General features: G+C 50.2%; 21 protein-coding genes and 4 tRNA genes. 19 read left to right on the top strand and 6 right to left on the bottom strand.

Features of this window, described 5'->3' with window-relative positions; genetic code table 11:
- The first annotated feature begins 94 nt into the window (after positions 1–94).
- Positions 95–1,291: a Fic family protein gene (locus JTE88_RS05665; RefSeq protein WP_204423418.1), complete on the top strand. Its 1,197-nt coding sequence runs from the start codon at positions 95–97 to the stop codon at positions 1,289–1,291.
- Between the two features lie 365 nt (positions 1,292–1,656).
- Positions 1,657–2,214: a hypothetical protein gene (locus JTE88_RS05660; RefSeq protein ID WP_204423416.1), complete on the top strand. Its 558-nt coding sequence runs from the start codon at positions 1,657–1,659 to the stop codon at positions 2,212–2,214.
- Between the two features lie 834 nt (positions 2,215–3,048).
- On the opposite strand, the gene JTE88_RS05655 is transcribed toward JTE88_RS05660, so the two are convergent.
- Positions 3,049–3,462, bottom strand: a complete 414-nt coding sequence (locus JTE88_RS05655; protein ID WP_204423414.1) for a hypothetical protein — start codon at positions 3,460–3,462, stop codon at positions 3,049–3,051.
- Positions 3,463–4,270: 808 nt separating this feature from the next.
- On the opposite strand from JTE88_RS05655, the gene rph reads away from it, so the two are divergent.
- Together rph and rdgB are read left to right on the top strand one after the other, a co-directional pair.
- Positions 4,271–5,017, top strand: a complete 747-nt coding sequence (gene rph, locus JTE88_RS05650; RefSeq protein ID WP_204423412.1) for a ribonuclease PH — start codon at positions 4,271–4,273, stop codon at positions 5,015–5,017.
- Complete coding sequence (gene rdgB, locus JTE88_RS05645; RefSeq protein WP_204423410.1) at positions 5,017–5,649, top strand: RdgB/HAM1 family non-canonical purine NTP pyrophosphatase; 633 nt, start codon at positions 5,017–5,019, stop codon at positions 5,647–5,649. The genes rph and rdgB overlap by 1 nt, the downstream gene beginning before the upstream one ends.
- Positions 5,650–5,654: 5 nt before the next feature.
- On the opposite strand, the gene JTE88_RS05640 is transcribed toward rdgB, so the two are convergent.
- Positions 5,655–6,185 carry a DUF4916 domain-containing protein gene (locus JTE88_RS05640; protein ID WP_204423404.1) on the bottom strand — a complete coding sequence of 177 codons (531 nt, stop codon included), beginning with the start codon at positions 6,183–6,185 and terminating at the stop codon, positions 5,655–5,657.
- A gap of 127 nt (positions 6,186–6,312) precedes the next feature.
- Between JTE88_RS05640 and JTE88_RS05635 the strand changes: the two genes are divergently transcribed.
- The 6 genes from JTE88_RS05635 (at position 6,313) to JTE88_RS05610 (ending at position 10,367) form a co-directional block, all read left to right on the top strand.
- A complete protein-coding gene (locus tag JTE88_RS05635) occupies positions 6,313–6,627 on the top strand; it encodes a hypothetical protein (RefSeq protein ID WP_204423402.1) in 315 nt (104 codons plus the stop codon).
- A gap of 61 nt (positions 6,628–6,688) precedes the next feature.
- The gene (bcp, locus tag JTE88_RS05630) at positions 6,689–7,168 is read left to right on the top strand and encodes a thioredoxin-dependent thiol peroxidase (RefSeq protein ID WP_204423400.1); all 480 of its coding nucleotides are present in this window, start codon (positions 6,689–6,691) and stop codon (positions 7,166–7,168) included.
- A gap of 104 nt (positions 7,169–7,272) precedes the next feature.
- Positions 7,273–7,354 (top strand) — tRNA-Leu (locus tag JTE88_RS05625).
- 449 nt (positions 7,355–7,803) lie between these two features.
- The gene (locus JTE88_RS05620; RefSeq protein WP_204423399.1) at positions 7,804–8,898 is read left to right on the top strand and encodes an IS1249 family transposase; all 1,095 of its coding nucleotides are present in this window, start codon (positions 7,804–7,806) and stop codon (positions 8,896–8,898) included.
- Between the two features lie 208 nt (positions 8,899–9,106).
- The gene (locus JTE88_RS05615; protein ID WP_204423394.1) at positions 9,107–9,580 is read left to right on the top strand and encodes a YlcI/YnfO family protein; all 474 of its coding nucleotides are present in this window, start codon (positions 9,107–9,109) and stop codon (positions 9,578–9,580) included.
- A gap of 64 nt (positions 9,581–9,644) precedes the next feature.
- A complete protein-coding gene (locus JTE88_RS05610; RefSeq protein ID WP_204423393.1) occupies positions 9,645–10,367 on the top strand; it encodes a DUF4097 family beta strand repeat-containing protein in 723 nt (240 codons plus the stop codon).
- A 9-nt stretch (positions 10,368–10,376) separates the two neighbouring features.
- Here JTE88_RS05610 and JTE88_RS05605 read toward each other — a convergent pair whose 3' ends face one another.
- Positions 10,377–10,682: a thiamine-binding protein gene (locus JTE88_RS05605; RefSeq protein WP_204423392.1), complete on the bottom strand. Its 306-nt coding sequence runs from the start codon at positions 10,680–10,682 to the stop codon at positions 10,377–10,379.
- Positions 10,683–10,685: 3 nt separating this feature from the next.
- Complete coding sequence (locus tag JTE88_RS05600) at positions 10,686–11,681, bottom strand: hypothetical protein (RefSeq protein ID WP_204423390.1); 996 nt, start codon at positions 11,679–11,681, stop codon at positions 10,686–10,688.
- Positions 11,682–11,708: 27 nt separating this feature from the next.
- Between JTE88_RS05600 and JTE88_RS05595 the strand changes: the two genes are divergently transcribed.
- From JTE88_RS05595 to JTE88_RS05555, 9 genes are all read left to right on the top strand, one after another.
- Positions 11,709–12,476, top strand: a complete 768-nt coding sequence (locus JTE88_RS05595; RefSeq protein ID WP_091280872.1) for a fumarylacetoacetate hydrolase family protein — start codon at positions 11,709–11,711, stop codon at positions 12,474–12,476.
- A gap of 28 nt (positions 12,477–12,504) precedes the next feature.
- Entirely contained in the window at positions 12,505–14,010 is a 1,506-nt protein-coding gene (gene gltX, locus JTE88_RS05590; protein WP_204423388.1) for a glutamate--tRNA ligase, read from the top strand.
- A 184-nt stretch (positions 14,011–14,194) separates the two neighbouring features.
- Positions 14,195–14,266: transfer RNA gene (locus JTE88_RS05585), tRNA-Gln, on the top strand.
- Between the two features lie 28 nt (positions 14,267–14,294).
- A tRNA-Glu gene (locus JTE88_RS05580) sits at positions 14,295–14,370 on the top strand.
- Positions 14,371–14,440: 70 nt separating this feature from the next.
- A tRNA-Glu gene (locus JTE88_RS05575) sits at positions 14,441–14,513 on the top strand.
- Between the two features lie 140 nt (positions 14,514–14,653).
- Positions 14,654–15,259, top strand: a complete 606-nt coding sequence (locus JTE88_RS05570; protein WP_204423387.1) for a transposase family protein — start codon at positions 14,654–14,656, stop codon at positions 15,257–15,259.
- On the top strand, positions 15,219–15,698 hold the full coding sequence (locus JTE88_RS05565) for a transposase (protein ID WP_204423386.1): 480 nt from the start codon (positions 15,219–15,221) through the stop codon (positions 15,696–15,698). The genes JTE88_RS05570 and JTE88_RS05565 overlap by 41 nt, the downstream gene beginning before the upstream one ends.
- Positions 15,695–15,934: a transposase gene (locus JTE88_RS09280; RefSeq protein WP_204423377.1), complete on the top strand. Its 240-nt coding sequence runs from the start codon at positions 15,695–15,697 to the stop codon at positions 15,932–15,934. The genes JTE88_RS05565 and JTE88_RS09280 overlap by 4 nt, the downstream gene beginning before the upstream one ends.
- 417 nt (positions 15,935–16,351) lie before the next feature.
- Positions 16,352–17,275 carry a PI-PLC domain-containing protein gene (locus JTE88_RS05555; RefSeq protein WP_091280890.1) on the top strand — a complete coding sequence of 308 codons (924 nt, stop codon included), beginning with the start codon at positions 16,352–16,354 and terminating at the stop codon, positions 17,273–17,275.
- A gap of 59 nt (positions 17,276–17,334) precedes the next feature.
- On the opposite strand, the gene JTE88_RS05550 is transcribed toward JTE88_RS05555, so the two are convergent.
- Positions 17,335–19,353: a M3 family metallopeptidase gene (locus JTE88_RS05550; RefSeq protein WP_204423369.1), complete on the bottom strand. Its 2,019-nt coding sequence runs from the start codon at positions 19,351–19,353 to the stop codon at positions 17,335–17,337.
- A 66-nt stretch (positions 19,354–19,419) separates the two neighbouring features.
- Positions 19,420–20,553, bottom strand: a complete 1,134-nt coding sequence (locus JTE88_RS05545) for a glycosyltransferase family 4 protein (RefSeq protein WP_204423367.1) — start codon at positions 20,551–20,553, stop codon at positions 19,420–19,422.
- Between the last annotated feature and the right edge of the window lie 6 nt (positions 20,554–20,559).

The following is a 20,559-nucleotide window of genomic DNA, read 5'->3' as shown; positions in this document are numbered from 1 at the left end:
AAAACGGGTGAATTTTTCAATAAGAATGCGATAACATGTTCCTTATTGAAAAAATCGTGCCATTTTTTAAATAAGGAAGCGTGGCGGGGTGCGTATGGACGAGTATCTTTCTCTTAAAAAGCTCAGTTACCAGGGTCTTGGTGCTGACGAAGGAGAGTTCCGTCGGCGGATTGATTCCCCTTCATGCGTAACCTTGAAATTCCCTGTTGGTAACTATTCGATGTTCTATGTGGTTACTGCTTCTATGATGTCGAAGGTTGAAGAAATTTCTCAGATGGCGAGCGAAATTCAAAAATATACGAATCTGCTCCCGGACATCGTTATGAAACGCTATATTCGCCTCTTGATCGCGGATGAAACAGTTGCAACTAATGACATTGAGGGGATTAATTCAACGCGTAAAGAGGCGCTGGCGGCGTATGATGCAGACGAAAATGTGAATATCCGACTCTCATCTCTGGTTCACCTTCTAGCGTCTTTGACTACTGACCTGGCAGAATTGCCACTTCGGACCCCTGCAGACATTCGAGCTATTTATGATGCGGTAACGAGGGGAGAGGTTGACGGATCTGATGCTCCAGATGGTGAGCTATTTCGCGCCCAGCCGGTGCATGTGATCGCAGCATCGCAGAAAGTCATCCATACGGGTTTTCAGCCAGAGCGGAAAATAGTCGAAGGTCTCGAAGTGATGCTGCAGGAACTAACCCAGCCTTCTGGTTCGCACGTAATTAGCGCAATCATCTCTCATCTTATGTTCGAAATTGTGCACCCGTTTTACGATGGAAATGGCAGAACGGGTAGATTTATTCTCGCGCGTAAACTTGCCGAAAGGGGGTGGCCGATAACGGCTCTGAGTGTTTCTGCTCGTATCAATGAAAACAAGAACGCATACTATAGGCAGTTTGCGGACGTTGAGCATCCACTTAATCGTGGCGAGGCTACACATTTTGTGTTGTTCTTCCTTGATCTCATACTTGAGGCACAACGAGATGCTTTAAATCAGTTAGATGAAGCGTATAATCGCTTGGCGATAGTTCAGGAACATCTAAAGACGTTTGATGTGGATACTGAGTGTTTTACGATTTTGTGGATTCTTGCCCAAGCGGCACTTTTTTCTGATGGGAACGCAGTGGAACGTCGAGACTTAGAGCGGTATGTGAAGAAATCGACCCCCACTATCAATAGACACATCAACGAGCTTGTCGAAGGTAGATGGGTGGAGCAGGTGTCGCAGCGTCCCGTTGCTGTTCGGTTGACCGAAAAGGGTATGTCAAGTCTTAACCTGCGGTAGTCGTTGTCGTTAATTCTTCTGGGGCGTAGTTCTCACGGTTTCACCTACGTGGTGTAGAGGTTTTTCTTGGCTACGCGGTCTGGCGCGAGCGAATGAGAATGTTGTCGGTGCACATCGCATTTTTGGTGGCGAAGTTCACGTGGATCAAGCTAGGGATGTTTTTATGATCTAAAGCTGCTCCATTTTCTGTGATTTCGTAGGCAAGGAGCCTCGGATTTAATTTTGTTGTGTACGCATAATTCTATATACGCTATGACGTAGTTGAAAATTGTATTTTATTTAGTGTAATAATCAAGTACATTGCATCATGATATGAAAAGACGATAGGACATCGTTAGTGGTGTGCTTTCGAAAGGGAAACCGACATGAACAAAGCAATCTATGCGGCAATAGCAAAGGTGTTCGCCGTCGTTCTTATTATTCTCGGTGCGGGAGCTACCTTCGGTGGCAACTTCGCCCATAGCTACGTTACCGAACAGCTCTCCCAAGAGCGCATCGATATGCCAAGCGAAGAAGGCATCGCCCGACTTGCTGATAAAGAATCCCAAGAACTCCTCACTCCACATGTTGGAACCCAACTTACTACCGGCGATCAGGCACGCTTGTTCGCTAACAACTACGTATGGCAGCACATGATGGCAGCCTCCGATGGTAAGACCTATCAAGAAGTCTCCGGAGAATTCATGGTTGCAAAGAAGAGTGGCACTATGTCCGAAGCGGAAATTGCCAAGCTCGGCGATCTTCGTGAGACCTTGTTCATGGGCGATACTTTGCGTGGTATGCTCCTGAACGCATACGGCTGGTGGCTACTTGGCACCATTGCAATCTACGCCGGCATCGCACTGATGGTTCTCGGCGTCGTTCTAGGAATTATTGGCTTCGGTGTACTTCGCACACCAAAGACTGTGAGTGTAGAAAAGTGAAATAACTACTGCGCGAGTATAAAACGCAGATACAACTTAGGGCCAGATATCATCTGGCCCTAAGTTGTTATATCGGTTATCTGCGCTGTTTACGTCTTTGATGGGTGTACGCTTTCCCGTGGCGGACCATCCTCCAGATCCGAATTGGACGCAGAACCCAAAAATCTGTGTAGTTGATGCTGGTCAAGAAAATGACAGTCCAAGAAATAGCCAGCCCAACACTAAATCACCACCGAGGCAGCATACTCTCCTCAGGATTTTAAAGGCTCTAGGATATGTACCACTATGGTTACGGTAGATCTTTATGCTTACATTCCGAATTCTTTCGGGAAAAGCTATAGTAAACCACGTTTGCCAATATCTCGGTCACTGCGGTCAACGTTGCCAAGTATTCTAAACTCACTGAGGAATAAACCCGAAGAGTATATGGAACTCCAATAGACAGCGGAATAGAATCCGTAACTATTCAAAGGCCGGCAGTACGTGCGTTCGCACTCCATGCCAACAAGCCCAGGGCAACTAGATCTACCATGAAATTATTGCGGATATCTGATCGTGAATCTTTTCAAATATCGCGAGTGTGACAAGCGCCATCATATATGTTGTGAGTGAATCGGTAGACCATTATTTTTATCATTCTCCTAATTTTTCGCGGTGTGCTTTTAGGATGTTTGCTCCAATCTGTTAATCCTTGTTTCAAACGTCAGTACTGACACACCGTCAAATGCTGCCAAACCGCACTGTCCAAACGCTGTTGGCATTATCGACGGCGAACCCGAAGATGTTCTCGCGATTCTCAGCTTTGGTGTACTTTGCGCATCAAAGCTGTTTGGTTTAGAGCTCTGCCTGTTCGAGAGCTTTTTCTGCTCTCGATTGTTTGCGCTGGTGGTTATATCGTTTGCCGTAACGAGCCATTGCCAAGAGCGAAAAGAAGTTCACGAGGAAAAGAAGAACGATGATAGCCATTGGCGCACTATTCTGGCCACGTATATTGAGGACGACGTTGTAGTAGCTGTCCAAAGCAAATAAAGACGCGAAAAAGATCACTGTAGATAATGCTGAGTAAGCCCACCTTGGGTTAGTGGCTTTCCCGGAAAACATATAGATTGCTAGCCATTGCGGAGCGATCAGCAAGAACCGCAGATCCGAATTAAATGCTGAATACCAAAAATCTGTGTCATTGATGCTGGTCAAGAAAATGAGAGTCCAAGAAATAGCCAGCCCAATACCAAACCACCAACGAGGCATCATACTCTTCTCAGGATTTTATAGGCCCTAGGATATCCACCGCTGTAATTGCAATAGATCTTCATTTCCACACCTCGAATTTTTCCGGTAAAAGCCATGGCCAGAGTCTCATTCCACCAATTTTCTGGTCTTATTCGTACTGTGTCTATGAGTCCAAGAGTGATTCCGAGCCATGGCAGACCTCGCCTTGTCAACATCTCGGTCACCGCGGTTAACGTCGCCCAATATCCCAACTTTACTGAGGCCCGAACTCGAGGAGTATATAGATCCCCGTTAGTCTGTAAGTCAGCTCTTGAAATAAAGTGCTCGTTACATACCTTTGCGCCGGGATTTTGAGGGTAGGGATCACCAATAGATAGCGGTACAAGTCCCGCAACTATGCTATGTTTAGCAGTGCCTGTGTCAGTACAGTGAAACCCTACTGACTCATCTATTGCTACTACGATACTGTCTTCGTCTTCATAAAGTACATGATTAGCATGATCTGTTTCTAAGTAAGTTGAGGCATTTGCAATACCCACGTTCGCACCCAACGCCAACGTTACCAAGGTAACTATATGTACTATGAAACGTTTTTTTGAAACATAGTCTTGAAACCTTTCGATACATCTTAATGTGGTGAAATTCATTATACCTGTAGTAGATAAGCTAGTAAAGTAATATTTGTACAATTCTCCTAATTTTTCGCGGTGTGCTTTTAGGATGTTTGCTCCAATCTGCTAATCCTTGTTTCAAACGTCAGTGCTGACACACCGCCAAATGCTGGCATTTGTCCTGTACTACATCACAACAGCGGTAAACTAATCCTATGACTACATTTTCTCGCGCCGACGGTCGCTCAACCGATGAACTTCGCCCAGTTAAGATCACCCGGAATTTCCTTGATACTGGCGAAGGCTCTGTCCTCGTCGAATTTGGCAACACCAAAGTGCTGTGTGTTGCCTCCTTTACTGAAGGTGTTCCGCGGTGGCGCAAAGATTCTGGAGAAGGTTGGGTAACTGGCGAATACGCTATGTTGCCACGTGCCACCTCCACCCGTAACCAGCGTGAATCGGTGAAAGGAAAAGTTTCGGGCCGTACCCAAGAAATCTCCCGCCTAGTCGGACGCGCCTTGCGCGCCGTCGTCGATATGAGCGCCTTGGGGGAGAACACGATCGTCCTCGACTGTGACGTTTTACAGGCTGACGGCGGAACCCGCACCGCTTCAATCACCGGAGCTTATGTTGCACTCGCCGACGCCATCGACTGGGGTATCGCACAAGGGCATATTAAGCCACGAGTTGGTAAGCCAGTACTCAAAGATTCAGTCGCCGCGATCTCCGTCGGCATCATCGACGGCGTGCCATGTCTTGATCTGCCCTACGAAGAAGACGTGCGTGCGGAGACAGATATGAACGTGGTGATGACTGGCTCTGGAAAATTTGTTGAAGTCCAAGGAACCGCCGAAGGTGAACCATTCGACCGCGCCGAACTCGGCGTCCTACTTGATCTTGCAACAAAAGGCTGTGAAGAGCTTACTATTAAGCAGCGTCAAGCACGTGAAAACGGTAACTGATGACTATCGAGACTCCAGACGCACAACTGATTCTTGCCACACGCAACGCACACAAAGTCGGTGAACTGCGTGAAATACTAGGGCCGTTGCTCCCCGGCGTCAACATGAACCGCATCCAGTCGGTCGGGCACTACGATATCGAAGAACCAGTCGAAGACGCCGTTACGTTTGCTGGCAATGCGCTCATCAAAGCCCGTCAGATTGCTGGGCTCACCGGAATTGCGGCCGTGGCAGATGATTCGGGAATCTGCGTTGACGTGTTGGGCGGTGCACCAGGAATTTTCTCCGCGCGCTGGTGCGGAAAACACGGCGACGATCAAGCCAACTTGGATCTGCTTCTAGCCCAACTCTCCGACGTCAAAGCCGAACATCGTACCGGTTACTTCTTGTGCGCGGCAGCGCTGGTATTGCCAGACGGGCGAGAATTCGTTTGCGAAGGACGAATGATGGGACGACTACGATACGAAGTAGCAGGTGAAGGTGGTTTTGGATACGATCCGATTTTCCAGCCCGACGGTTACGATGTCACCTCAGCAGAACTAGAACCAGCGGAAAAGAACCGGATATCCCATCGTGGCCGGGCTTTTACGGAACTTGCGCCACTATTAGCGCAACACGTGTTTACCCGGTAAGGGAGTTACTCGATTCCTAAATATGCAATTGCTCGTTTTATTAACGGCAAATGCGTCGGGACGATCTCTGATTGCAACGAGGTGGTGAGAAGATCGCGCGGGGTAAACCACGTGATGTCCAGTGCGTCGGCATTTGCTGAGCAATTGCCGGCCACTGGAATAATGTAAGCCAAGGAAATGGCGTGTTGCCGGGGATCATGCCAGCCCTCGCCAGGCGTTGGAAAGTATTCTCCGATAGTGAACGGCGTCAGGTTGACTGGAAGCTGCGGGAGTGACATTAGGCCAAGATCCTTATCGACGTGTCGGATAATCGCATCACGGATCGACTCATGGAAAAGAACCCTGCCAGAAATAATCGAACGGGTGATACCCTCGTCTTTCGCGGAAAGAAGTAAACCAACCGCTTCAAGGTTTCCGGTTTCGTCAATATGTACCGGGATGATATCGACGTACACCATCGGAACTTTATTGCGAACAAATTCTAGTTCTTCCGGAGAAAGCCATGGTCCCATATCGTCAGATGCAATGTCACTCATACCTTGATTGTGCCAGTTTTTCCTTGTGTGCTACCTGATGTTGTGCCACTGGTGAACACTAACGGTAGGGTGGACAACAAGAAAGCATTGGGCAGAAGGATATCTGCGTCGGAGATTGGGAGAAAGCATGCGCAAATACGAACATCCGCTCATGATTGCTTCATTGAGTTTCGTTGGTGTCATGGCGATTCTTGGCTGGTGGACGATTCTCTCCGGAGGTGGAAACACGACCGGGATCATCATCGGTTTGATTGCTTCGCTGATGATTCCACTTGGTTTTATGGGGTGGCATAAGGATTCGTTAAACTTATGTGCGACGGCTGCGCTAGGAGCCGGGTTGCTGTTTCCGACGACGTTTGGTCTCATCCCAATGATCCTGGGATTCATTCTTTTTACGCTGATAGTGGCACTGGATCTCCTTGCTACCTTCCTGGGGGAGTAGACTGGGAAAAAGTGCGGTGTTCATGCTGGATACCGCTCGCTGACAGACAGAGGTAAAGGTTATGGCTCGTTTAGAAGAAGGCCAGCAGGCTCCCGATTTCACGTTAGATACAATCGGTGGCGGGCAGGTCTCGTTATCGGAAGAACTACACAAGGCTGAAAAAGGCGTCATTGTCTATTTCTATCCCCGGGCGATGACGCCTGGTTGTACCACCCAGGCATGTGATTTCCGTGATTCTGAAAACTCGTTGAGAAGTGCAGGATACTCGGTTATTGGAGTTTCCCCGGATAGCATCGCGTCACTCGAAAAATTTGTGGAGAAGAAAAACCTCAATTTTCCGTTGGCTTCAGATCCGTCGAAGGAGATGCTAACCGAATGGGGTGCGTATGGTGAGAAGAAGAGCTTCGGCCGGATTCTGCGCGGGGTTATACGGTCAACAATTATTGTTTCCAAGGATGGCACGGTTGCTAAGGCTTTCTACAACGTGAAAGCAACTGGCCATGTAGCGCGTATCCGCAAGGAACTCGGTATTGACGAGTGAAACTGTTTGTAATGTGATTTAGGCCAACGCGGTTGCTAAAATTTTGAGCAATCGCGTTGGATCTGTGTATGCTAGGTCGGTAGCAATCTTTGAGATTGGCTCACGCGCGAGTGGCGGAATTGGCAGACGCGCCAGATTTAGGTTCTGGTGCCTTCGGGTGTGAGGGTTCAAGTCCCTCCTCGCGCACTTTTAAAACGCTGATATATCAACAGAATTTCGTTTGGCATATGTAACTGGTACACAATCGAGTGCACACTGTCGGAAGAAGAAGTATAGAAAAGTCCCGCATCTTCGGATGTGGGACTTTTCTGTATATAGGCGCTTGCAAGAAGGTTGTGGCCTCGGTAAATAAGTCCTGTAAGTCGAGGTTGCTGTTGTGATGGCGTTTCACGTTCACAGTTCAGACAATTCAGGGCTAGCGGACAATTGTTATTGATGGTTTTGCTGTTTTTCGTTGCTAGGGTGGGGTTTTCTGGAAAGAAACTCGTTTCGACTCGAGTTTTTGGTTGGACAATAGTTATTGATTTTGTTGCCAGTTATCCGCGTGATAGCAGGGAAAAATTGTGGTGAAAGTCGGTTGCATACTAGTGGGTATGAGATCGAACAAGAAACACTGCCCTACTTGTGGTGAAGGCATGGTCAAAAACGGTAAAGACAAATGCGGCCACCAACGCTGGATCTGCCGCTCATGCAAGGTAACCTCGCGTTGGCATAACGACGTCACTTCGCGGGATTTGCGTGCGTTCTTAGACGTTCTGACTGGGAAAACCACGCAGCGAGAACTTCCTGGACAGGGCCGGACCTTCCGACGCAAGAGCGCTGTGTTGTGGGAGATCTGGCCGATATGCGAACCCGATGGGCAAGCCCACCGCGTGATTCATGTTGATGGTATCCATTTAGGCCGCGATGCTGTCATTCTGATCGCCTGCAGCCCCGAATATGTGATTGCCTGGCATGTGGCCAGACGTGAATCGACCCAAGCCTGGCTGGACCTGCTCGCGAAAATCCCACCACCCGGTATGGTCGTGGCTGACGGGGGCACAGGTTTCACAACAGCTCGGGCACAATTGTGGCCCTCCACGCGTGTCCAACGCTGCACGTTCCACGCCTATCAACAGGTCAAACGCTACACGACCACACGCTCACGAACTGAATGTGGCAGACAGCTCTACCGGATCGGTGTTGATCTATTGCATGTGAAAACTCCCGCACACGCGCACGTATGGATCGATAGCTTCTATGCTTGGCGTCACCGTTGGGCTGGGTTCCTGGCCGAGAAAACCCGTAACGAGAAAGGAAAACTAGTCGATAAACACGAGCGGCTCGTCAAGGCTGGCAATAGTCTGTCTAGGCTGGTCGATAGTGGCCATTTGTTCACGTTTCTCAATCCCGATCTTTACGATGACGGAGAAATAATCGGTTCTCTACCAGCGATGAATAACCAGATCGAGGGAGGTATCAACTCGCCTTTACGTGAACTGCTGCGCCGTCATCGGGGTATGAGTATCGATCACCGGATCCGTGCAGTGTCATGGTGGTGCTACCTACACACCGAGAACCCTGCCAACCCAGCCGAAATCCTGCGTATCATGCCCACCAACACGGACATCATGCGCGCTTACCAGCAAGCCGCAGCCCGACACCGAGCCGACCACAACAACCATCGCTGGGGCAACGGCCTTGACTGGAACGAACTCCACACCCACACACCCTACCGCAACGACTACTAACCCAAAATCAATAACTTTTGTCCTATAACCCACAATTCAGGCTAGATCTGGCTGGCCCGTGTTCCAAAATGGCGGTAGGCGGCACGGGAGCGTTATATAGCGCTCCGTATGCCGTCTATCGCCGATCTGATCCGGGCAGGTAGCCTGGGGTGCATCGAATTCACAGATTACACTTGCGTAGTGTCATAAATGGTGTCATAATGACACTATGAAATACACCGAGTCACCAAACCGCACAATTTCGTTTCCCGAAGAAAGCTCCGAGTATCTTGTTCAAGAACTCGAAGCAGCAACCGCACTCGCTTCGCCGGATATCCAAGCCGCGGTACCTGCGCTGGTACGTGCACTACGTCCTGCGATCAACCATATGCAATCGCAGATCCTGCTCAATCTCATCGAAGAGTTGCAAGATGTGGGCATAGCACACGGGTTATATGTGAAAACCTTTACCGACGGCCTAGAGTTAGCCTTTGAAGAACCAACAGCTGTACCAGATTCCGACGAAGATCTCGTGCGGATCACACTACGCATCCCGGAAACTATCCGGGATGCCATCACCGCAGAGATTGCTGACTCAGCGGTATCAATGAATTCCTGGATCGTCACTGCAGCCCGTGAAAAACTCGCTCGACGTCATGTCAGTACCCAGACATCTCGTCGGTTAACCGGTTGGTCCATGTAACACTCTGCGCTACAACAGTATCGGTCTCTCTATCGTCCAAACCTCAGATTAAAAGGAGAATCTCATGCAAACTTTTATTTCATTACGTAGCTTTGATCTCAAAATTCGACTAGACGAATCGCTAACCGAGCCGCATGTTGAACTTCCAGCTGATGCGCAAAGCATCTATGTCGATATCGCCGCATCCAGCGTGCGCATCGACGAACCGAAATCAGGCGGACACTCCGGATGGCTGAACCGAAACTCTGCTGAACACCACGATGAACCAATCATCCTTACTCTCCCGAGTGACATCACGGGTGGGGAGATCACCTGCAGTGCAGGTTCAATCACCACAGATGTTGCAGTTTCACATCTCAAAATCAAGGTCGGCGCCGGTGACATCTTCGCCGGAGAGGTGACAGCTTCTTCTATTAAATCCGGCGCAGGAACCATCAAGATCCGTCAGTTAGACAGCTCGGAAGTGAAAAATGGGGCAGGGGCCATCGACGTCGAACGGCTCACGACCGAAGGTGACTCGTCGCTGAAGTCAGGTGCGGGCGACGTCGTTGTGGCAACGATTGTTGGTGGCCAGACGGCACATAACGTGAGCCTAAAAACTGGTGTCGGCAGTATTCGTGCCGGTATCGCGCAGGGCACAGCTACCTACCTCGATCTCAAGTCTGGGTTAGGCAAAGTCTCCAGCGAACTTGCGCAAACGGATGCGCCTAGCGCAGACGTACACAAAGTGCGGATTGAAGGGAAGGCCGGAACCGGCGCAATAGAAATCTACCGCGCGGTCCAGTAATCAGGGTCGTTACAGCTCGTCCATCGCGGCTTCGAGTCGCTCAAGTTTGCCAGTTATTTCACCAGTGTAACCGGGGCGGATGTCGGCTTTGATGACGAGGGAGACTCGTGATCCGTAGGGTTCTACTGCTTGGGTTGCTCGTTTAATGACATCGAAGACTTCGTCCCATTCGCCTTCGATTTCAGTGAACATGCTCGAGGTGTGGTTGGGGAGGCCCGACTCGCGGACGATCTTTACGGCGGCTGCAACTGCGTCGTGTACTGAGCCGTCTGCGCGTCCGGTTCCTTCTGGAGCAACTGAAAAAGCGACAATCATGATTCATCCTTTGTTCGAGGTTAGTGGCCAGAGACGAGATAGTTCGATTTTATCGCCGAGCGGCCGAAGAATGCCAAGCAGTTGTTGGCGCAATGGACGTGCGGCAATGGTTAAATCGCGCTGACGCTCGATATATTCGGCTTTGCCGGCAGCAGTTTCGATGCGGATTGGATCGAGCCCGAGCGAGGAGCAGTCATACGGTGAGGCTGCCATGTCGATGGTGCGGGCGCGCATTGCCAGGTCAAAAGCAGAGATTAACAGTTCGCCGGGAATAATCGGTCCGAGCTGGATACATGCGCGCAAAATATCCATCGAGACGTGGATGCATCCGGGTTGTTCGTTCTCGAACACGGTTTCGTACGTAGGCTGAACCCTATTCAGCGCAACAGCATCAGGCATGAAGAATCGGAACGCGTCGAAATGGGTACAGCGAATGTGTGCGTGTTCGACGAGTCGGTTGGTCTCTTCTGCGCCGAGTCGCAAGGGGAGGGCATGTCGGGTCTCGTTAGCCCGATACACCATTGCCCATTCATGCCAGCCCAGGCATCCGAAAGTTGCTTCGCGGGTGAGAAGGATTTCGTGGAGTTGGGTCAGATGTTTGATTCCGTGGGTACGGTGGTCGAGGAATTCGTTGTTGACGACGACGATCTCACCGTCGTCGGTTTGTCGCACGTCGTGCCAAGGCAGGGATGCGTGGTGGAGCCACCAGGCCAATGGGTCCTCAAGCCTGGTACTGGCCGGGTTCCACGGTTTTGGTTCGCTGGTTCCTAGTGAAACTGGCGGTTTGAGTAACGCGTAGGGTTCGCCGTCGCCGGCAAAGCCGGGATGCCACACTGCTAACCGTCCCGGTCGCATCGGATAATACTCCCAGAGGAAATCTTCTAACGGATTTTTCTCACCAAGTTGGCGGCGCCGAACACGTCCCTGAGAACGCTTCTGAGCGGCATAAAAGTGATCTAGCGCACGGGGCCACCAAATGTCTGAAGAAAGAACATGCATAGATCTATTTTGGCATAGTCTTAAGGTATGAAAATTGCACGTTTATCAATGTCACAAGGCCCACGTTTCGCCGTCGTCGATGAAGAAACCGGCAACTATCAAATTATTGCAGGTGACCCGATGTACTCGGGCATCGAGCCAACCGGGGAAATCGTTGCTGCGGAAGAGGCAAATCTCGTTTCGCCAATTATCCCACGATCGAAAGTCGTCGGTTTGGGTGCTACCTACTATCAAGAAGGCCAGCCAGAACCAGATATTACGAAGGCCCCGGTAACATTCTTGAAGCCCAATACCGCCGTCGTCGGACCAAATGTGCCTATTGCAGAACCGAGCTTTGCGACAGACCTTCACCACGAGGCAGAACTGGCCATCATTATTTCGCGCTTGTGTAAAGATGTCCCAGAAGATCGCGTCGCTGAAGTTATCTTTGGTTACACCGTTGCTAACGATGTGACTGATGTTTCTACCGCGAAAACTGATCCACAGTGGGCCCGTGCGAAAGGCTTTGATACCTCGTGTCCAATCGGACCGGTCATCGTGACCGACCTCGACACCTCTGATTTAACTATTCGCCTGACGATCAACGGCGAAGTTGTTCAAGAAGGATCGACGTCGGCGATGGCCTACACAATCCCACAAATCGTTTCTTACGTCTCATCTTGCTTCACGTTGCTACCGGGCGACATCATCCTCACCGGTGCAGTAGCCCCCGGAATTCCGGGCGGACCGGGCGCTGAAGTCGAAGCATATGTTGAGGGTATTGGCACACTACGCAACCCGGTTGTGGCAGACTAACGTGAAACGGCGGTAAACTTTACTTATCATGACTACTTCAATTCCAGCGGACAAGATCCGCGTACGTTTTTGTCCTTCACCCACCGGCACCCCACACGTTGGAATGGTGCGTACCTGCCTCTTTAACTGGGCATATGCACGCCATGTTGGTGGCACATTCGTTTTCCGTATCGAAGATACTGATGCGGCTCGAGACTCCGAAGAGTCTTACCAGCAGATTCTTGATTCCCTGAACTGGCTTGGCCTGGATTGGGATGAGGGCATAGAAGTTGGCGGCCCGCATCCGCCATACCGCCAATCCCAGCGTATGGATATTTACGCAGATGTAGCGAAGAAGCTGCTCGAAGGTGGTTACGCTTACGAGTCGTTCTCGACGCCGGAAGAGGTCGAGGAGCGCCATAAGGCTAAGGGTGAAGATCCTAAGCTCGGTTATGACGGCTTCGACCGCGATTTGACCGAAGAGCAGAAGGCTGCTTATCGGGCCGAGGGCCGTCAGCCTGTATTACGTATGCGGATGCCTGATGAAGACATCACGTTTACCGATTTGGTGCGTGGTGAAATCACGTTCAAGTCTGGTTCGGTGCCAGATTATGTGATTATGCGTGGAAACGGTCAGCCGCTGTACACGTTGACGAATCCGGTTGACGATGCGCTGATGGAAATCACCCACGTGCTTCGTGGTGAGGATTTGTTGTCCTCGACTCCGCGTCAGATTATTTTGTACCGTGCCTTGGTTGAGCTCGGCATCGCGAAGTACACCCCGCACTTTGGTCACTTGCCATACGTGATGGGTGAGGGCAATAAGAAGTTGTCCAAGCGCGACCCAGAGTCGAATCTTTTGCTTCACCGTGAGCGTGGCATGATTCCGGAAGGTTTGTTGAACTATTTGGGTCTGTTGGGCTGGTCGATTGCGCCAGACAACGATTTGTTCACCAAGGATGAGCTTGTTGCCGCTTTCGATATTGCGGACGTGAATCCGAATCCGGCACGTTTTGACGACAAGAAGTGCGTGGCGATTAATGCTGAGCACATCCGTCGTCTTGACCCAGCTGATTTGCGTAACCGCCTGGTTCCTTACCTGCATTCGGCTGGCGTCTTGGCAGTCGATAAGTATGAGGATGCCGACGTTGAAACGCAGCGTTTGCTTGACGGTGCAGCTCCGCTTGTCCAGACACGTATCCAGCTTCTCGGTGAAGCGGCTGCGTTGATGGGTTTCTTGTTCCGCTCAGTTGATGAGCTCGAATACAACGAGAAGGCGGTAGGGAAGTTGCGCGACTCGGCTCCGGCCGTGCTCGATGCAGCGATTGCTGCGTTTGGCGAACTGAGCGATGCGGATTTCACTGTTGAGGGCGTGAAGGCTGCTGTGGACGAGAAGATCGTGGCAGGTATGGAAATCAAGCCACGCTTCGCTTTCGCTCCGCTGTTCGTTGCTATGACAGGAACGAATGTTTCCTTGCCAGTCGTTGATTCGATTGTGCTGTTGGGCAGGGAAGAGACGCTGAAGCGTCTGCGGCGGTTCCGAGCCACACTCTAAAAGAGTCATTGCTGTCCTTTTTAATAAAACAAGCCAGGGTGGGATATTCGTGTTCCTCCCTGGCTTGTTCCATACGTGCTCGCGTGCGAGCGTGACAACGCTCACGAGCCAGTAATTTGCGTATCTTTACATCGGTGCGTAAACTAAATATTCGTTGCAGACCGAAAGGTTGCACACCAAACTTTGGGGTATGGTGTAATTGGCAGCACGAGTGATTCTGGTTCATTTAGTCTAGGTTCGAGTCCTGGTACCCCAGCGAAACATCAAGAAATTGATGTGTCCTTGCCCCGTTCGTCTAGCGGCCTAGGACGTCGCCCTCTCACGGCGGTAACACCGGTTCAAATCCGGTACGGGGTACCATAACTTACGTACAACTGATATTCGTCAGTGGTGCTGTGGGTTAGCAGCGTCTGATGGAAACATCAGGTAGGCCCCGTTCGTCTAGCGGCCTAGGACGTCGCCCTCTCACGGCGGTAACACCGGTTCAAATCCGGTACGGGGTACGGATAAGTCCGAGCAATATTTGCTCGGACTTTTTGCGTATGTAGGGTAATAACGTACCGAATCCTGAGATTTTGTGGCTCTTCGGATTTTGGCGGGGTGTGAGGATGTGAAAGTGGTGAAGAGAGTTCATGCTTAGAGTGTGAGCAAAAAACCTGAAACTATCTTCACCAGTTCTGATCCTAACGTAATCGTGGCTCGTTTGCTGATTTTAAAAGATGTTGTGCCTGTGGCTTATCATCGTCTCGGACCACACCAATCAATCGAGATCGAGCAAGATCTTGATACCGTGGTGTGTCCTCGATGCAAAGTACGGGCACGAGTCAAGGATAAGCCACGACTTCCTTATATCGATCTGCCCGTTTACGGACGCCCCATGGGTCTGATCTGGCGTAAACACCGCTGGTATTGTCCTAACCATCAATGCGATATGGGGTCATGGACAAGCCAGGACAAACGCATTGCTAGTAGACACTCTCGGTTAACGACCAGGGCAGCTAAATGGACGACCAAGCAAGTAGGAATGGGACGGACAATAAGTAAAGTCGCTGGCGAGCTGGGCTGTGATTGGCACACGATTAACCATACCGTGACCGTCTACGGGCAGGCCTTACTTGATGCTGATCGTAAACGTTTATCTCAAACTCCTGCAATCGGTCTTGACGAGACACGTTTCGTTCGTCTTAAACAAACGCCCTACCCAATATGTGACCACGCTACGCGATATAACCAACCACCAGACCATTGATATTATTCCAAGCCGTAGCTATGTTGAGGTTGCCCGTTTCCTTCACCGCTTCCCTACCTATTGGAAACAAAAAATCAGCTATGCCCCACTCGATATGAGCCCGACCTACCGGGCTGTTTTCAACACGATCACACCGCACGCTACCCAAGTTGCTGACCACTTCCACGTCATCACATTAACTAACCAAGCCCTTGATCGTGTACGCCGGCGTGTTCAACAACAAACACTTGGACACCGCGGACGAAAAACCAACCCGCTCTACCGTATAAGACGCCAACTTGTCTACGGACAAGAAAAACTCACCGATAAAACACAACATCGGATCGAATCACTCTTACGCCTAGGAGAGCCCTATAGTGAAGTAGCTATCGCTTACCGTGTCAAAGAACGCCTACGAAATTTCTACACCCGACATCACCACCACTCAAACCATGCTTGATCAACTCATCAACCACACCAGCCAAGACTTCATACCCCAAGAAATCCAACAACTTAGCCGAACACTCAAAAAACTGGTATCACCAGATCCTGGCCTACCACCACGCCCGCCTATCGAACTCGATCACCGAAGCCATGAACAACCTCATCAAACGCATCAAAAGAACCGGCTACAGATTTACCAACTTCACCAACTACCACACCAGATGCCTCCGCTACGCAGGCAAACCCAACTAGCGACTCCTCAACACAATCTACCCCTAACCCCACCAAAATCCGAAGAGCCGCTTTTGCAACGATTCCGTGTGCGCCGGTGCGTTAACTTTGTCAACTGCACGTTGTTATATGAAACGTGTCCGATATCCAGTGTTCGTTTAATGATCTATGATACGATTAAGTTGATATGTACGAATAATAGCATCTAAAGGACTATATTAGCTGTCAAACCTTAAAGGATGCTGAATATTTTCAACTTTATTTAAGTTGACACTTTGGCTTGTGCTGTCAATGTTTTAGGGTCATTATTAAGTCAGGGCACGAGTCATAGATTCTGAGGGGGATCGAAGAATTAGTGATTCGCCCAAAAATACATAAGTATATAGATGCACTTGAGACCTGCGCTTTCGTGTATCTCTAAGTAGGAAAGATAGAGCAATGAAAAAGACAATTATTGCATTCTTAGTTCTTCTTCTCAGCGTTGCTGTACCAGCAAGTAGTGCGACTGCAGCAACTAACGCGCAAGATACACCTCCGGCTAATAGTCGAGCTATTTACGCTATTGCACATCGAGTTTTAACTACGCAAAGTGTAGATGATGCAATTGCTGTTGGAGCCAACGCTATGGAAATCGATTTCACCGCGTGGCGGCGAGGCTGGTGGGCCGATCATGACGGGCTACCAACAAGTGCCGGTGACCGTGCAGAAACTATTTTGAAGCACATCGCTGATAAGCGCAAAGAAGGTGCGAATATTTCATTCGTCTGGTTCGATATCAAGAATCCAGATCATTGCCCAAATCAAAGTAGCGTCTGCTCAATTACCGCATTACGGGACTTGTCGCGGAAGTACCTTGAACCTGCGGGTGTGCGCGCTCTTTATGGATTCTACAAGACTGTAGGCGGTGTAGGCTGGAACACAATCATCAACGACTTGCACGATAGTGAAGCTGTTGCGTTGTCCGGTCCAACGGACAACGTTCTGAGTGACTTCTCCAAAGCCGGAGACAAGATCCTTACTAAGCAAAAGATTGCGGATTACGGATACTACAATATCAACCAAGGATTTGGCACGTGCGAATCTTACGCCAATACAACATGTGATCAGCTTCGGAAATCAAGCGAAGCCCGCGCTCGTGGCGCACTAGGTAAGACATTTGGTTGGACAATTGCTACTGGACAAGACTGGAACGTTGATGCTCTTCTGGGTAAGGCTCACGTAGATGGTATGATATTCGGCTTCAAGGCAACGTACTTCTATCGTCACCCGAATACCATTAACGCCTTTAACTCCATCAAGAACTGGGTAGATAAGCACTCTGCTACTCATCACATGGCAACTAATGCAGACCGTCCGTGGTAGGCATTAATTGAAATTAAATGAGGGTTCCGGCAGATTTTCTGCCGGAACCCTCATGATGTTTACTCAGCTAAGCCACGCCGTTCCAGGAGAGCTTCCGGACGCGGCTCACGTCCACGGATGTCCTTAAAGGACTCCATAGGCGGACGAGAAGAACCACGCGATAAGAGTTTTTCACGTAACTCCATCCCAGCTTCACGAGTGAAGCCGCCATTGGTCTTTTCCCGGAACCATTGCTCGATATCTGCAACTAAAACCTCGGCCCACATATACGAGTAATAGCCGGCATCATATCCACCACCAAAGGTATGTGTGAAATAGGTTGATCGATACCGCGGAGGAACTAACGGACAAGAAACGCCAAACTTTTCTAACGCGGATTCTTCAAACGCTGCCACATCACTTGGAATCTCATCAACACCGAGTAAATGCCAAGCCTGATCCACCAGTGCCGCCTTTGTGAACTCAGTAGTTGCAAAAGCTTGACCAAACGTCTTGGAAGCGGACAAGGCCTCCACGAGTTCGGACGGCATGATTTCCCCGGTCTTATAGTGGCGTGCATAGTTAGCCAAGACCTCTGGGTGGTAAGCCCACATTTCGTTCAATTGCGAAGGGAACTCAACAAAATCGCGTGGCACATTCGTCCCTGCTGAGGACCGATACCGGGTCTGCGTGAGTAATCCATGAAGAGCGTGGCCAAATTCGTGGAAAACAGTTTCAACGTTGTCCCAGGTTAATAAACATAACTCGCCGTCGGCAGGTTCTGGGAAATTGCAGTTGTTGAGAATGACGGGTTTGGTCCTATCAATCTCGCATCCGGTAATCACCGAATGCATCCATGCGCCGCCCTTTTTGCCAGGGCGACGGAAAAAGTCCGCTTGGAAAAGACCAAGTGTGGTGCCGTCCTCATCTTTTACTTCCCAAGTTTTCATTGACGGAACGTAACCAGCAAGGTCTGGCCGAGGCTCAAATGAGATACCGTAGAGTCGGTTTGCGGCGAAGAATATGCCGTTTTCAACCACATTCGTTAGCTCAAGATACGGCATAATTTTGGCTTCCTCAACGCCTTGCTGAGCGCGTAACTGCTCCTCATAGAAAGTCCAGTCACCGGCTTCAATGCCATCAGCATCTGGATCTTTTTCAGCCAACTCAACCAAGTTTTCGTAGTCACGGTCAACCGCTGCGACAGCCTTATGTGCAACGGATGTTAACAGATTGAGAACCGCATCTGAATCTCCAGCCATTTCGCGCGCTGCAACAACCTGGGCATGGCTTTCGTAGCCAAGCAAAGCAGCCCGTTCTGCGCGAAGTTTGGCAATCTTTAACACGAGCTCACGAGTATCCGATTCTGCATGCTCTCCGAAACCGCGGGACAGCGACGCGGCGAGGATATCGCGACGAGTCTGGGGAACACGTATCTCAGTTTGAATCGGCTGATTTGAAAAATTCGCTAGCTCAATACGATAAGAGCCATCGTCAGTGCGCAAGCCAGCTAACTTATCGTCATCTAGCCCAGCTAATTGATCCGGATCATCTGTTATATAAGCCGCGTCAGACATCGCGCGTGTAGCACGCTTGACATATTCGATCTGTAGCCCAGAAAGCTCCGCATCAATAGCGCGCAACCGGTCGGCGTCGTCGTCGGAAAGTTCGATTCCGCTCGAACGGAATGTCTTCAACTCTTTTTCAACCCAATATTGGGTTTCGACATCAGCATCGGATACATCAAGCGCTTGAATACGCTGATAAATCCGCTTATCGAGTGAGTAAGCGTTCTCATGTTCGGAAAGCTTTGGGCCGATCTGTGCCTCAATATCATTGAGCTCATCCGTCCCCAGCGAAGAGAATAAGGTAAAGGCGACGGACAAAACACGATCAAATTCTTCGCCTGCATGCTCGATGGCTTCAACCGTGTTTTTGACCGTTGGCGGGTTTGGATCGGTAGCGATCTTTTCCCACGCCGCACGTTGGCGTGCCATAACCTGTTCGACGGCGGGCATGATGTGCTCCGGCTTAATATCAGCCCAGCGTGGCAATTGATATGGTAATAATGATTTTTCGAGTAATGGGTTTTCTGTCATAGTTGTAGTTTACCGTGCTTGCGTTAAAGAGTGCGTTCTCTTTCGCGTACCGGTAAACCACGGTCTTTAGCTGAGCAGACTAATCAGTGGCTTCGCAACGTCGCTCCACCGCCACTTGTGATCGACCCAGTCTCTACCCGCATCACCCATCCGGCGCGCTTCGTCGGGGTTCTCAAGGAAATAGCTAACAGCCGAAACAACTGCATTGACAGAACTACCGTTGACTACCAGGCCGGTCTCTTTATCTATTACTGCCTCGGGCGCGCCGCCGGAATCTCCGGCAACTACCGGTAGCCCAGCAGCATATGCTTCGAGATAGACGATCCCGAGTCCTTCGATATCTAAGCCGCCGCCGCGGGTACGGCATGGCATGGCAAAAATATTTCCCAGTGAATAATGAGCGGGAAGTTCTGCGTATGGTACTTCACCAGTGAAAACGATGTCAGTTTGTGCAGGCGATTGACTGGCAAGTTGCCGTAACTTTTTCTCGTAAGGTCCTTTACCGACGATCACAAGCTTTGTTCCCGGGAATCGGCTTGTCACCTGATGCCATCCTTTTATGAGAATGTCTTGTCCTTTTCGTGGCACGAGTCGAGAAATACATACGACGACGGGGGCGTGCTGACCGATTCCATAGCGGCGTCGCAAATCTGCCCGGGCTTGCCGGTCAAAGGCAAACATCTCCGGATCGATAGCCCCATGAAGTTGCATAATATCGGTGTCCCCGATGAATGGAGCTAGCCGGTGTAGCGTTGCATTAGTCAGGTAGGTGACGACGTCGGCATCTGTAAAAACTTTCCGAAGCATTTGACGAGAGCCCGGAAGCATAGACCAGCCGATCTCATGCCCATGGGTAGTGGCAATAACCTTATCAGCTCCAGCTGCATGTGCTGCATTAGCAAGCAATCCGAGCGGAGCGGCTGCGCCAAACCAAACATTTTTAACGTCCTGCTGGTGGATAAGACTAGTTATGGTACGGCTAACGTCCGGCGAAGGAAGCATAGTCGTCCCAGGATAGCGCACGACTGTGTACGGCTGTTGCTTGTCGTAGTCCAGCGCGGACTGCATCCCTGTTGGCGGAGTGGAGGCGTAAACCACGAGTTGAGTCGGGTCAAGTTGCGAGACGAAACCTTCAAGGAACGTTTGAATACCACCAGCTCGTGGTGGGAAATCGTTGGTAACAAGAAGTGTTTTGCGCATCGTATC

It is taken from the genome of Arcanobacterium phocisimile (assembly GCF_016904675.1).
GTDB classification, from domain to species: domain Bacteria; phylum Actinomycetota; class Actinomycetes; order Actinomycetales; family Actinomycetaceae; genus Arcanobacterium; species Arcanobacterium phocisimile.
Note: the sequence above shows the minus strand (reverse complement) of the source record. Positions and strands in the feature narration are given on the sequence as shown.